Here is a 13,353-nt window from a genome sequence, read left to right on the forward strand (position 1 = left end):
CCGGTCCGGTTGACCCGGACCGGCCTTCGGCACGTCATGGCTCGGTCACCGTTCGTCCCAAGATCGCCACGACTCTGGCGGAGCCCTGCCCTCCGCGACAGGATGCCCGCATGAAGAGCGATCTCTTTTCCAGTGACCACATGGTGCAGCCGGCCGTCGCGGCCGGCATGACCGTCCAGAACGCCAAGTCCATCAAGTACGCTGTCCAGGGCGAGATGTTCGCGCGTCAGGGCGCGATGGTCGCCTACCGGGGCAGCCTCCAGTTCGAGCGCAAGGGCCAGGGCGTGGGCGGCATGCTCAAGCGGGCGGTCACCGGTGAGGGACTTCCGCTGATGACCGTCCGCGGGCAGGGCGAGGCCTGGTTCGCGCACGAGGCGCAGAACTGTTTCATCGTGAACATCGAGCCCGGCGACGTGTTCACGGTCAACGGCCGCAACGTCCTGTGTTTCGACGCCTCGTTGTCGTACGAGATCAAGACCGTGAAGGGCGCGGGCATCACCGGCGGCGGTCTGTTCAACAGCGTCTTCACCGGTCACGGCAGCCTGGGGCTGATATGCGAGGGCAACCCGCTGGTCATTCCCGTCTCCCGGCAGCAGCCGGTGTTCGTCGACACCGACGCGGTCGTCGGCTGGACGGCACAGCTGCACACCTCGCTGCACCGCTCGCAGTCGATCGGCTCGATGATCCGCGGCGGTTCGGGCGAGGCGGTGCAGCTGAAGCTGGAGGGCGAGGGCTGTGTCGTCGTGCGTCCCAGCGAGGCGACACCGCAGAAGACGCAGCAGCACTGATCACTGGTCCGGTCGACGGCGAAGGGGCTCCGCCGCCGGCGGAGCCCCTCGCGTCATGTGCCCGGACCGCTCGTCAGCGGTGGGCGGCCGGAGTGTTGGCGACCGTGACGTTGACGGCGGCCCAGGCCCGGTCCACCGCCTTGTACTCGGCGCTGCTCGCGCCGTACAGGTCGGTGGCGGCCTTCAGCGTGGCCATCCGCGCGTCGTGGAAATCGGTCGTGGAGACCATGTAGCGGGTGAGCGCCCGGTAGAAGACGGCGGTGGCCTTGGTGCGGCCGATGCCGGTCACCGGCGAACCGTCGTACGTCGGCGAGTCGTACGCCACGCCGTTGATCGTCTTGCGGCCGCTGCCCTCGGCGAGCAGGTAGAACGCGTGCGAGGAGACACCGGAGCCGGCGTGCACCTCGGTGTCGTACGCGGCGGGCGACCAGTAGTCGATCGTCTCCTCGAGCCTGTCGAGGGACGGGTGGTCGAGGCGGCGCAGGAACTTCTGGGCGAGACCCAGCTTCTCCCCCACCAGGTAGTTCGGCGGGTTCTTCGGGTTGTTCGCCGAGAACTCGACGTTCGAGCCGAAGATGTCGGCCAGCGACTCGTTGAGGGCGCCGGGCTCGCCGTACTGGTTGCCGTCGTTGTCCACGCGGGTGGGTTCGAGGGCGGCGGTCGCGTCGACGACCCCGTGGGTCAGCTCGTGGCCGGTGACGTCGAGGACGACGAGCGGCTTCTTGAACAGATCACCGTCGCCGTCGCCGTACAGCATGCAGCCGCAGAGCGAGTCCCAGAAGGCGTTGCCGACCTTGTTGCCGAAGTGGACCATGCCGCGGGCGCCGGCGCTGTTGTTCTTGATGCCCTTGCGGCCGAAGGCCTTCTTGTAGAAGTCCAGGGTCTGGGTGATGCCGTACTGGGCATCGACGGCGGCGGTGGTCCGGGCCGCGGTGGTGCCGGTGCCCCACTTGTTGTCGCCGTCGGTGAACGCCTTGCCCCGCGCGAAGGACTCCAGTTCCTGGCCCTTGGCGTCCCGGGTCTCGGTGTTCCACCGGGTCGGGTCCTTGAGCACGTAGCTCGTCCGCGCGGTCCGGGTGGTGGTCAGCGCCACCTTGCCGGCGAAGAGGGAGGACCCGCTGCCGGTGGCGGTGGCCGGGTAGTGGCCCGCCGCGGCGATGCCCGTGAGGCCGGACAGCCCGGTGGCGGCACCGGCGGCCGTACCGGTCTGCGGGGTCGCGCTCTCGCCGTGCTCACGCAGCGCGGCGGCCAGGGACGGCGATATGAACTCGTCGCTGTTCGGGGTGTTGCTGCGGATCTCGCCGGTACGGGCGTCCACGACGACCGTGCTCGACGCGCCGGCCTCGGTGGTGCCGCTGTCCGTGACGATCACCTGGTAGGCGAGGTCGGCGGCGCCGTCGCGGGCGTCCACGACGAGGTGGGCGGTGCCGGCGTCGCCCTTCGCGGCGGCCTCGGCCTTCCGCTCCGCCTGCTCGGGCGTCAGCCGCGCCTCGACGGTGGACGGCCGCACCACGTGGTCGGCGGCCCGGGTCACGCCCAGGTACTCGCCCCGCCTGCCGAGGTGGACGACCATGTCGCCGCCGAGGACCGGCAGGCCCTGATGGGTGCGGACGAAGCGGACGTGCTGCTTTCCGTCCGGGTCGGTCATCACGTCCTTGGCCTCAAGGGTGTCGCCGTGGGTGACACCGGTGGCCGAGGCGTGCGCGAACGCCGCCGCCCTGGCGGCGGCCACCGGCGACGCGGCCGCGGTCGCCACGCGGGCGGGCCCGTCGGGGGCGGACGCGAAGGCGGGACCGGGAAGCGTGGCGGCCGACGTCACGGCGACGGCGATCGCCACGCGGCGTATGTGGGGTCTACGCACTGAGTTCCTTTGCACTGGGGCGGCCGGGATCACCAACCGCCTGACGGCGCGGCGCCGTTGCGCACGCGGGGGCTGTCCGTCCCGACCGGACAGATGTGCGGGGGGAACGAGGCGGTTGCCTGGCCGGGCCGATCAACGTCTGTTTGTGACCGATGTCGCACGGAACCGGCCCCAAAACGGACAGGACGGGGGCACGGGACCGAGAGACGAGGCGAGTCGGAGAACGCGGAATTCTCAGATCGCGCGGTCGGCGAGCGCGGACAGCATGGTCCGCAGTTCCTCCGTGGGCCCGGGGGCGAGAGGCACTCCCGCGAGCAGCGTGTCCGCCGCGGCCAGATGGCGGCGCGCCTCGCGCACGGCCGTCGCGCGACCCCCGGCCCGCTCGACCAGGGCGGTCGCACGGCGGACTCCGGCACCGTCCAAGGAGTGGCAGGCCGCGAGGAGTTCGTCGAGTTCGCCGTATCCGGCTCCGCCGAGCGCCGCGAGCACCGGCAGGGTCTTCTTCGCCTGCCGCAGGTCACTGTGGACCGGCTTGCCGGTGACCGACGGATCGCCCCAGATGCCCAGCACGTCGTCCGCGATCTGGAAGGCGACGCCGAGATGGCGTCCGGCCCGGTCCAGCACGGTCACGGTCCGCTCGGGCGCTCCGGCCAGCCGGGCGCCGAGCGCCAGTGCGCAGCCGAGCAGGGCACCGGTCTTGCGCTCGGCCATCACCTCGTACTCCGCCACACCGACCGCGTCGGGCCCGGTCCAGGGCCGGTCGGCGAACAGCAGGTCGTCGGCCTGGCCGCGGACCAGGTCGCCGAGTGCTGTGGTCAACTGCCGTACAGCGGAGCCTGCTTGGGGGGTGAGAGCCACGGTCTCGACGGCCAGCGCGAACAGCGCGTCGCCCGCCAGGACGGCGGGCCCGGTGCCGTACGCCTTCCACACGGCGGGGCGGCCACGGCGCAGCGCGTCGCCGTCCATGATGTCGTCGTGGAGCAGCGAGAAGACGTGGACGAGCTCCACCGCGACGGCTCCCGGCACACCCGCCCCGGCCGGGCCCGAGACGATTTCCGCCCCGAGGACGGCCAGCGCCTGCCGTACCCCCTTGCCCTGGCCGTGGTCGGCGGGGGCGCCGCCGACCTCGCAGCGGCCGAGGGCGTAGCGGGCCATCTCGGCGACCCAGGGGTGCAGCGTGCCGATCGCCTCCGCCAGCGCGGGAGCGGCGAGTTCGCGGCAGCGGCGCAGGACCTGCGCGGCGGCGGGCGGAGACTCCGGGTCGGTGTCCGGCGCCCCGGGGGCCGGGGCCGCCGGGGCCATGGCGACCGCGCGGTCCGCACCTGCCGAGGCGACCGTCGCGGCCACCGGGTCCGCCACCGCATCCGCGACGGACGTCCGATGCGCCGGATCCGCCGAGGCCGGCGGCAGCGACGAGACGTCCGCAGCCGCCGGGACACCGAGAGCCGTCGAGGTCATCACGCGGCCTCCGTCCCGTCGGTCCCGGGCGTCAACCCGAGTTCCGTCCGCGCCCGTTCGACCATCCGGTGGGCGTGCCGCAGTCCGATGCCCTCCAGCACGACGGCCAACTCGTCCAGCTCCGCGGCGGTTTCGGAGCCGTCGCGGCCTAGGCGGGCGAGCGACTTGACCAGCCCCAGGCGGGACAGGGCCGTGCCGCGCGGCTCGCTCATGACCTCGAACTCGGCGAGGGCACCCTCGTACACGGTGCGGGCCTCGTCGTAACGCCCGGCGCGGTAGAGGACGTTGCCGCGCATCTTGTGGTTGTAGGCGAGCGCTCCGGACAGCTTCATCGCACGGCAGGAGATCTCGGCCTCGCTCAGCAGCTCCAGCGCGCGCTCCGTGTCCGCGTCGCGCACGGAGACGATGTCCGCGAGTCCGCGCAGGGCCCAGGCGTGGCCCCGCCGGTCCTCGGCACCGGCGGCTATCTCCGCCGCCTCCTCGAACATCGCGTAGGCGGTGTCGTACGCACCGGTGTTGCGGTGGATCTGGGCGATGCCCTCCAGGGCCCACACGGTGTGCCGGGCCTCGCCGCGCTTGCGGGCCTCGGCCAGCAGCTGCTCGTGCAGCGCGGTCACGGCCGCGTAGTCGCCCTGGATGCGGCCCGTCTCCGCCATACCGGCCAGCGAGTAGCCGCGCACCACGACGTCCCCCGCCCGGCCGCCGAGTTCGGCGGCCAGCCGCAGCAGCCGCCACGCCAGCGGGAACGCTCCGCGCTGGCGGGCCAGGGTGCCGCCGCTCCACAGCGCCCAGGCCATCGCGGCGCCGTCCCCGGCCTCCCGGGCGGTGCGGTAACTCGCCTTCCACGCCCGGTCGGCGTCCGCGACCTGGCCGAGCCGGCGGTGCGCCTCGGCGACCGCGAGGCCCGAACGGGCGGCCTCGGCGCGGGCGCCGGACCGTTCGGCGGCGCGCAGTTGCTCGGTGCCCGCCGCGAGGACGTCGGTCAGCGAGGAGTTCACCGACAAGGTGGTCAAGGCGCCCTGGTACTCCGGGGCGAAGGCTTTGCCGTACATGAATGCCTTTCCGTCCGCCACCGTCCGTCCGTGTTCGGGCCGGTCCGGTGACGATGCCGTGGTCGACTCCTCCAAGGCGGTGACGTGCGGCAACCCGGCTCTGCACACCGCGTATACACGGCATGTATACGCAAGGGGTATAGTGCGCCCGGTCACTGGCCGTGAAGGATGCTTCATAGAGGTCCGCGCATCACGCGTCCGTTGCCGATCAAGACGGCGATCACGTCCGGGAGGTTGCCTGGCGGCCCGAAACGCGTTGCGCGGCGGCCCGATCGGGACACAGGATGGCCGAAGTCGAGCCTCCCGCACGGAAAGCAGGCCACCGTTGCCCACAGCCCCGATGCACGAGGATGAGACGCGGATCGGTGCCTCGCTCGTACGGCGCCTGCTGGCCGAGCAGTTCCCCCGGTGGGCCCGGCTGCCTCTGCGACGCGTACGGTCGGCCGGAACGGTCAACGCCCTCTACCGGCTCGGCGACGACCTGGCCGTCCGTCTCCCCCGGATCGCGGACGGCGCCGACGACGCGGTCAAGGAACACACGTGGCTGCCGCGACTCGCCCCGGCGCTCCCGTTCGCGGTTCCCGAGATCCTCGGCCTCGGCACCCCCGCCGCCCACTACCCGTGGCACTGGTCCGTGGTGCGCTGGCTCGACGGCGATCCCCCGGCGCCCGGCGCGCTGACCTGCGCGCAGCAACTGGCCGCCGACCTGGGTGCGTTCGTCACCGCGCTGCGCGGGACCACCCTGCCCGGCGGGCCGGCCTCCTACCGCGGCACCCCGCTGGCCGCGGTGGACGCCGAGACGCGCTCGGCGATCGACGACCTCCGCGGTGCCATCGACACCGGCGCCGCGACGGCGGCCTGGGAGGAGGCGCTGGCCACACCGGCGTGGACGGGTCCGCCGCGGTGGCTCCACGCGGATCTGATGCCGATGAACCTCCTGATCCGCGAGGGCCGCCTCGCCGCCGTCCTCGACTTCGGCACCCTCGGCACCGGCGATCCGGCCTGCGACTTCATCCCGGCCTGGAACCTCCTGCCCGCCTCGGCGAGGCCCGCCTTCCGGGACGCGGCCGGCGCCGACGACGCCGGCTGGGCGCGGGGGCGCGGCTGGGCCCTGTCCATGGCCCTCGTCCAACTCCCGTACTACCGCGACACGAACCCGGTGATCGCGGCCAACGCCGAGCACGTGATCCGCGAAGTACTCGCCGAACAGCGGGCTGTGTAGCCGGGCCTCACGGCGGGATCACTCCACGAGGGCCTGCGTCCCGAGGACGCCGAGGAGGGCGACGCGTTCGGCGTCCTCCGTGCCGGGCTCGGCGGTGTAGACCATGATCCGCAGATCGCTGCCCGCGACGCTGAGCACATCGCAGTCCAACGTCACGGCGCCGACCTGCGGATGGTCGATGGTCTTGCGGGACGCCTCGTGGCGGGCGACGGCTCCGGACTCCCACAGCTCCGCGAAGCGCACACTGTTCGCGCACAGCTCGTCGATCAACTGCCCGAGGCGCCGGTCCGTCGGGTACCGGCTCGCGGTGGCGCGCAGGTCGGCGGCGAGCGTCGCCTCGAAGGCGCGCCGCTCCCGGGGGGTGTGCCGCACCCGGCTGCCGGGACCGACGAAGGCGCGCCACACGCCGTTGCGCTCGTTGCCGCGCCAGCCGGAGGGATCACCCAGCAGGGCCGCGTACAGCGGGTTGGCCAGCAGCAGCGTCCAGGCCGCGTCGTACACCGCCACGGGTGTGCCGTCCAGCCGGTCGAGCAGCCGGTGGACGCCCGGGGTGATGTGGGCGGGCACCGTGCCCCGGCCCGGCGGCACCAGTCCGGCCGTCTGGAAGAGGTGCTCGCGTTCGGCGCCGGACAGCCGCAGCGCCCGGCCCAGGGCCTCGACGACCTGCTCCGAGGGATGCGCCGCCCGGCCCTGTTCGAGGCGGGTGACGTAGTCGACCGAGATGCCGGCGAGCAGGGCCAGCTCCTCGCGGCGCAGTCCGGCCGCGCGCCGCGTCCCGCCGCCGGGCAGCCCGACGGCCTCCGGTGTGACCCGGTCGCGCCAGCGTCGCACCGCTCGCCCGAACTCCGTGTTCGCCATGCCACCCACTGTGCACCCACCCGGGCGAACCCGCCTGGTACCGGCAGTCCCAGGAAGACCGGACTCCTGGCTGTCCGCGGCGCAGGGCCGGAGCCTGGACGCATGACCACAACACTCGTCACCGGAGCGAACAAGGGCCTCGGCCTCGAGACCGCCCGCCGGCTCGTCGCCGCGGGCCACACCGTCCACCTGGGCAGCCGGGACCCGGAGCGCGGCCGGCGCGCGGCCGCGGAGATCGGCGCGCGCCCGGTCGTCATCGACGTCACCGACGACGAGTCCGTCGCCGCCGCGGCCAGGGCCGTCGAGGCCGAGGGCGGTCTGGACGTCCTGGTCAACAACGCGGGCATCGAAGGGCGGGGCGAGGGGAACGGCGTGATCGGCCCGGCGGAGGTGACCGCCGGCATGATGCGCGAACTGTTCGAGACGAACGTCTTCGGTGTCGTCCGCGTCCTCCACGCCTTCGTGCCCCTGCTCCAGCGGTCGGCCGCCCCTGTCGTGGTGAACCTCAGCAGCGGCCTGGCCTCACTGGCCCGGATCACCGACCCCGCGCACCCCGCCCACGCCTACCCCGGCGTCGCCTATCCGGCGTCCAAGACCGCCGTCAACACGATCACCGTGCAGTACGCGAAGGCGTTCCCGGGAATGCGGGTCAACGCCGTGGAGCCGGGCTTCACCGCGACCGATCTGAACGGCAACACCGGGACGCAGACCGTGGAGGAGGGCGCCGAGGTCATCGTGCGCATGGCACGGATCGGCCGGGACGGACCGACCGGCGGCTTCTTCGACGCGACGGGCCCCGTGCCCTGGTGATCACGGCACACGCTCACCGCGCCCCGGCTCACGGCGCGAGCTGGGCCTGCACCGCCGGCGCGTAGCGGTCGACGATGTCGTCGACCGAGGTGGCGCGCAGATGCGAACCCCGCGCGATCCCGTACATCACGCCGAGGCCGAGCAGGGTGCTCACGGCGAGTTCGGCGCGCAGCCCCGCGTCCGGACCGCTCAGCCGCCCGGCGAGACGGTCGCTGACCTGGGCGCGGAAGTTGGCCCGCAGCGTCTCGCCCTGTTCCCCCTGCAGGGGGGCGAAGACGATCCGCAGGACGGGGTCGGCGCCGCGCCGGGTCTGGCCTTCGAGCAGATGGCGCACCATGTGCCGGCCGAGCTCCTCCAGCGGGGCGTCCAGCAGGGCGTCGGCGTCGGACTCGAAGGACATGACGCGGGCGAACAGCGCGTCCTTGTTGCCGAAGTACTTGAGGATCAGCGGCGCGCTCACCCCGGCCCGGTCGGCGACCGCCTTCAGGGTGATGTCCGCGTGCGCGTGCCGGGCCAGCAGATACCGGGCCGCGCGCAGGATCGCCGCCTTGCTCGCCTCGGCGTCACGGCGCGGGGCGGACCCCGTCTCCGGCTCCCCGTGCGGGGCGGGCCGCGTCTCCGGCTCCCCGTGCGGGGCGGACCCCGTCTCCGGCTCCCCGTGCGGGGCGGACCCCGTCTCCGGCTCCCCGTGCGGGGCGGACCCCGTCTCCGGCTCCCCGTGCGGGGCGGGCCGCGTCTCCGGCTCCCGGTGCGGCGGAGACGCGTCGGCCGGCTGTTCGTGCGTCCCCGAGGACGCCGTGAGACCGGAGTGCGGGCTGGTCACGGTGCTCAAGCTCCTTCGAGGGCCTCGTCGCGGGGTGCGCCCGTGGGACGGCCGGTTCGCGGGGTCTCGCGGGAGGCGGGATCGGTGGGTATCGACAGTGCGGCGGCACAGGCCACCAGTGCGACGGTACCCGCCATGACGAAGGCCAGCAGATAGCCGTGCAGGGTCGGCACCGGGGCACCCGAGACGAGGCTCGTGTGGTGCACGAGCACGGCGGCCACGGCGGCACTGCACACGGCCTGCCCGATGGTGCGCATCAGGACGTTGACGCCGTTGGCCGAGGCGGTCTGCCCGGCGGGCACGGCGCGCAGGATCAGGGTGGGCAGGGCGGAGTAGGCGAAGGTCGTGCCGATCGAGCAGACCGTGGCGCCCAGGATGATCGCCCACAGGTCGCGGCTGTCGGCGATCCGCAGGACGTAGCCGGAGGCGATGATCGCCGTGCCGAGGGCCAGGGTGATCCGGGGGCCACGGGCCGCCGATATGCGCGCCGAGACGGGCGAGAGCAGCAGCATCGTCACCCCGCCGGGCAGCAGGCACAGACCGGTGGCCACGATGGACAGGCCGAGCCCGTACCCGGTGGCCTTGGGCGCCTGCACCAGCTGTGCCGTGACCAGCGAGTTTCCGTAGAAGGAGAACCCGGTCAGCAGCGCGGCGACGTGCGGCAGGGCGACCCGCGGACGGGCGGCCAGCTTCAGGTCGACGAGCGGGCGCTCGGTGCGCAGCTGCTGCCGCCACCACAGCGTGAGGATCGCGGCGCAGCCGGCGAACAGGCCGAGGATCCTCGGGCTGTTCCAGCCCCAGGTGCCGCCCTGGGACACGGCGAGGAGCAGACACACCAGTCCGGCGGCCAGGCCCAGCGCGCCCAGGGTGTCGAAGCGGCCCGGTTCCCGTACGGGCGACTCGCGCACCGCCCACCAGGCCAGTGCCGTCCCGAAGACGCCGAGCGCGGTCGTCGCCCAGAACATGACGTGCCAGTTGGCGTACTGCACCACGAGGGCGGCGAGCGGGAGGCCGAGGGCGGCGCCGATGCCGACGGTGGAGCTCATCAGTGCGACGGCGGAACCCGTGCGCTCCGGCGGCAGTTCGTCGCGCAGGATGCTGATCGACAGCGGGACCACGGCGGCGGCCGCGCCCTGCAGCGCCCGCGCCACGATCAGGACGCCGATGTGGGAGGTGAGCGCGCACATCAGCGAGCCGACCGTCATCATCCCGAGGGCCATGAGCAGCACGCGCCGCTTGCCGTACATGTCTCCCGCGCGGCCCAGGACCGGGGTGAGCACCGCTCCGGCGAGGAGGGTCGCGGTCACCATCCAGGAGACCGCGCCCGCCGAGGCGCCGGTGAGCCGGGGCAGATCGGGCAGCAACGGGACGACCACCGTCTGCATGACGGCCATGAGGATCCCGCCGAACGCCAGGACAGGTATCGCGAGCCGCTCGCGCAGGGCCGCCATCGGCACTCCAGAAGTAGGCATGAAAAAGAGGTGAATGACAATTCACCATAGCGGTGAATTGTCATTCACCCCAAGTGGGGTCCGCTCCACGCGCACCCGCCGGTACGGTCCTCTCCTCGGGCAGCGGTCAGTACGGTCCGCTCCACGCGCACCCGCCGGTACGGCTACCGCCGCACGCGGGCCTGTGCACTGCGGGCGATCTTCGGTCCGAGCCAGCGCTTGAAGCGGCGCAGCGCCTCCAGCCGGCCGGCCACGCGGTCGATCCGGTAGTAGAGCTGCGGCGGGACGTACGGCAGCAGCGGCGAGTGACGCTGCCCCAGCAGGGCGAACATCTGCGCCGGCGGGAGGCCGATGTAGCGGGGCAGGTTCTCGTACCACTGGGCGCTGTGGCGGGCCGCGCTCTGCACCGGCAGGAGCTCGGCCCTGCGCTCCCGCCCGTAACGGGTGAGGGCGGTTTCGAGGTCCGCGTGCTCGCGCAGTGCGCGCGCGAGGGAGATGGCGTCCTCCAGGGCGAGGGTGGTGCCGGCGCCGATCGAGTAGTGCGTCGTGTGGGCGGCGTCGCCGAGCAGGACGAGGTTGCCCCGGTGCCAGGTCCGGTTGGTCAGGGTGCGGAAGGTGAGCCACTGGGCGGCGCCGTCCGGCTGCGCCCGGCCGATCAGCCCGTGCCCCTTCAGCAGGTCCGCGAAGAGCTTCTCCAGCAGCGCGAGACCCTCGGCCTCGCCGGCCGTGTCGAGGCCGAGGCCGGTCCAGGTCCGCGGTGAGCACTCGATGACGAGGGTGCTCCGGTCGTCCGCGAACCGGTAGGCGTAGCACCAGATCCAGCCGTGGTCCGTCTCCACGAAGGAGAAGGTGAACGAGTCGAAGACCTTGGTCGTGCCGAGCCAGATGTAGTGGTTGCGCCCGTGGCCGATCTCGGTGCCGAAGTGGCCGGCGTGACGCTCGCGCAGGGCGCTGTTGACCCCGTCCCCGGCGACGACGAGGTCCGCTTCGGGCAGGGCGTCGGCCGTGATCTCGCTCTCGTACTCGACACGGACCCCCAGGGACCGGGCCCGCTCGGCGAGCAGGTCGAGCATCCGGCGGCGGCCGATGCCGAATCCCTCGTCCCCCGGGGCCACGGTGGTGCGGGCGCCGACATGGGCGACGCCGTCACTCCAGCTCACCGAGTTCTCGCTGACGGCGAGCGCGGACGCGGGGTCGCCCTCGCGCAGTTTGTCGAACAGGGCCGCCCAGTAGGTCACGCCCCAGCCGTACGTCGATCCGGCCGGGTTCCTCTCATGGACGGTGATGTCATGGGACGGGTCCTGGAGCTTCATCAGGATCGAGAAGTACAGGCTTGCGGGTCCGCCACCGACGCACGCGATCTTCACGCGCACTCCCCTATGTTGCACATTGCGGTCAATTGAACACGAAGAGTAGCAGCGGGTGCCGCACCTGCGGTTCACGCCAGATCACGGACGTGAGCCGCGCCACGGGACGGCGGCGGCCACCGCAAGATCATCGACGCGAGGCCCTCCCGCCGGAAGATCTTCGCCCGCGACCGCACCGCGGGCATCCGGGACAGCAAGATCATCTTCGTTCAACCCTGCACGACATATACGCGATTGTCCGGATCGCAGCCAACCGACATTCGGCGATTTCTCCCACTGTCTGACGACCCGATAGGCATATCCGGTCATCAACACAGCTGATCACAGGAGGTCTCCGCATGCCGGAGCTCACTCGCCGCCGCGCCCTCGGGGCCGTCGCCGCGCTCGCCGCGGGCGCAGGTGCCCAGGCCCTCGCCTCACCCTCGGCGTCCGCCTCGCCGAACGGGCCGGCCGCCGCACGGGAGTCCATGGGCGAGCACCACCACGGCGGCCCGGAACCCTTCGACGAGGTGTTCCGGGGGCGCCGCATAGAAGGCCGCCCGGTCACCGGGGGCGGCCACCATCACGGCGCCGGATACGCCGTGTTCATCGACGGCGCGGAGCTGCACGTGATGAGCAACGCCGACGGCAGCTGGATCAGCGTCGTCAGCCACTACGCCCCTGTGCCCACCCCGCGCGACGCGGCACGCGCCGCCGTCGTGGAGCTGCAGGGGGCGCCGCTCGTGCCCTTCGCCGCCAACTGAACCACCCCGCAAGCAGATCGTGGAGTCCCGCACATGACCGTACGCAAGAACCAGGCGAGCCTGACCGCCGACGAGAAGCGGCGATTCGTCGACGCGCTGCTGCAGCTCAAGCGCAGCGGCACGTACGACACCTTCGTCACCACGCACAACGCGTTCATCCTCGGCGACACCGACAACGGCGAGCGGACGGGCCACCGTTCACCGTCGTTCCTGCCCTGGCACCGCAGATTCCTCCTGGAGTTCGAGCGGGCCCTGCAGGCCGTCGACCCCTCGGTCGCGCTGCCCTACTGGGACTGGAGCACCGACCGCACCGCGCGGGCGTCGCTGTGGGCGCCCGACTTCCTCGGCGGCACCGGACGCAGCCTGGACGGCCGGGTGATGGACGGCCCGTTCGCCGCCTCCACCGGCAACTGGCCGATCAACGTCCGCGTCGACAGCCGTACTTACCTGCGCAGGTCGCTGGGCAGCGGGGTGCGGGAACTGCCGACACGTGCCGAGGTGGACTCCGTGCTCGCCATGACGACGTACGACATGGCTCCCTGGAACAGCGCCTCGGACGGCTTCCGCAATCACCTCGAGGGCTGGCGGGGCGTCAACCTCCACAACCGGGTGCACGTGTGGGTGGGCGGCCAGATGGGCACCGGCGTCTCCCCCAACGATCCGGTGTTCTGGCTCCACCACGCCTTCATAGACAGGCTGTGGGCCCAGTGGCAGCGCCGTCACCCCGGCTCCGGCTATGTCCCGACCGGGGGCACCCCGGACGTCGTCGACCTCGGCGAGACGATGAAGCCGTGGAACGACACCCGGCCGGCCGATCTGCTCGACCACACCGCGTTCTACACGTTCGACACCGTCTGATCCCGGCCCCGCCCGTGACCGGCGGCCGCGGGGGCCGACGGCCGGCTCCCGCGGCCGCCGGA

At 72.6% G+C, this 13,353-nt stretch carries 12 protein-coding genes; 5 read left to right on the top strand and 7 right to left on the bottom strand.

Annotated elements, in window-relative coordinates:
- The first annotated feature begins 110 nt into the window (after window positions 1–110).
- Complete coding sequence (locus tag ACH4S8_RS33375) at window positions 111–788, top strand: AIM24 family protein (protein WP_398400794.1); 678 nt, start codon at window positions 111–113, stop codon at window positions 786–788.
- A 73-nt stretch (window positions 789–861) separates the two neighbouring features.
- Here ACH4S8_RS33375 and ACH4S8_RS33380 read toward each other — a convergent pair whose 3' ends face one another.
- The 3 genes from ACH4S8_RS33380 to ACH4S8_RS33390 form a co-directional block, all read right to left on the bottom strand.
- On the bottom strand, window positions 862–2,649 hold the full coding sequence (locus ACH4S8_RS33380; RefSeq protein WP_398400796.1) for a M4 family metallopeptidase: 1,788 nt from the start codon (window positions 2,647–2,649) through the stop codon (window positions 862–864).
- 234 nt (window positions 2,650–2,883) lie between these two features.
- Window positions 2,884–3,951, bottom strand: coding sequence for a polyprenyl synthetase family protein (locus ACH4S8_RS33385; protein WP_398401134.1), 1,068 nt, complete (start codon window positions 3,949–3,951; stop codon window positions 2,884–2,886).
- Between the two features lie 155 nt (window positions 3,952–4,106).
- Entirely contained in the window at window positions 4,107–5,159 is a 1,053-nt protein-coding gene (locus tag ACH4S8_RS33390; protein WP_398400798.1) for a tetratricopeptide repeat protein, read from the bottom strand.
- 340 nt (window positions 5,160–5,499) lie between these two features.
- Between ACH4S8_RS33390 and ACH4S8_RS33395 the strand changes: the two genes are divergently transcribed.
- Window positions 5,500–6,381 (top strand): aminoglycoside phosphotransferase family protein, encoded by an 882-nt coding sequence (locus ACH4S8_RS33395; protein WP_398400800.1) that lies wholly within the window; start codon window positions 5,500–5,502, stop codon window positions 6,379–6,381.
- A gap of 18 nt (window positions 6,382–6,399) precedes the next feature.
- Here the strand turns inward: ACH4S8_RS33395 and ACH4S8_RS33400 are convergent, their stop codons facing one another.
- Complete coding sequence (locus ACH4S8_RS33400) at window positions 6,400–7,239, bottom strand: helix-turn-helix transcriptional regulator (protein ID WP_398400802.1); 840 nt, start codon at window positions 7,237–7,239, stop codon at window positions 6,400–6,402.
- Window positions 7,240–7,341: 102 nt separating this feature from the next.
- Between ACH4S8_RS33400 and ACH4S8_RS33405 the strand changes: the two genes are divergently transcribed.
- A complete protein-coding gene (locus ACH4S8_RS33405) occupies window positions 7,342–8,049 on the top strand; it encodes an SDR family NAD(P)-dependent oxidoreductase (RefSeq protein ID WP_398400804.1) in 708 nt (235 codons plus the stop codon).
- 28 nt (window positions 8,050–8,077) lie between these two features.
- Here the strand turns inward: ACH4S8_RS33405 and ACH4S8_RS33410 are convergent, their stop codons facing one another.
- From ACH4S8_RS33410 to ACH4S8_RS33420, 3 genes are all read right to left on the bottom strand, one after another.
- A complete protein-coding gene (locus ACH4S8_RS33410) occupies window positions 8,078–8,590 on the bottom strand; it encodes a TetR family transcriptional regulator (RefSeq protein WP_398401136.1) in 513 nt (170 codons plus the stop codon).
- Between the two features lie 287 nt (window positions 8,591–8,877).
- Complete coding sequence (locus ACH4S8_RS33415; RefSeq protein ID WP_398400806.1) at window positions 8,878–10,344, bottom strand: MFS transporter; 1,467 nt, start codon at window positions 10,342–10,344, stop codon at window positions 8,878–8,880.
- 143 nt (window positions 10,345–10,487) lie between these two features.
- Entirely contained in the window at window positions 10,488–11,690 is a 1,203-nt protein-coding gene (locus tag ACH4S8_RS33420; RefSeq protein WP_398400808.1) for an FAD-dependent monooxygenase, read from the bottom strand.
- 338 nt (window positions 11,691–12,028) lie between these two features.
- Between ACH4S8_RS33420 and ACH4S8_RS33425 the strand changes: the two genes are divergently transcribed.
- Both ACH4S8_RS33425 and ACH4S8_RS33430 read left to right on the top strand, forming a co-directional pair.
- Window positions 12,029–12,433 carry a tyrosinase cofactor gene (locus ACH4S8_RS33425; RefSeq protein WP_398400810.1) on the top strand — a complete coding sequence of 135 codons (405 nt, stop codon included), beginning with the start codon at window positions 12,029–12,031 and terminating at the stop codon, window positions 12,431–12,433.
- Window positions 12,434–12,466: 33 nt separating this feature from the next.
- Window positions 12,467–13,291: a tyrosinase family protein gene (locus ACH4S8_RS33430; RefSeq protein WP_398400812.1), complete on the top strand. Its 825-nt coding sequence runs from the start codon at window positions 12,467–12,469 to the stop codon at window positions 13,289–13,291.
- Window positions 13,292–13,353: the final 62 nt, after the last annotated feature.

The organism is Streptomyces sp. NPDC021080, from assembly GCF_044333225.1.
GTDB lineage: Bacteria > Actinomycetota > Actinomycetes > Streptomycetales > Streptomycetaceae > Streptomyces.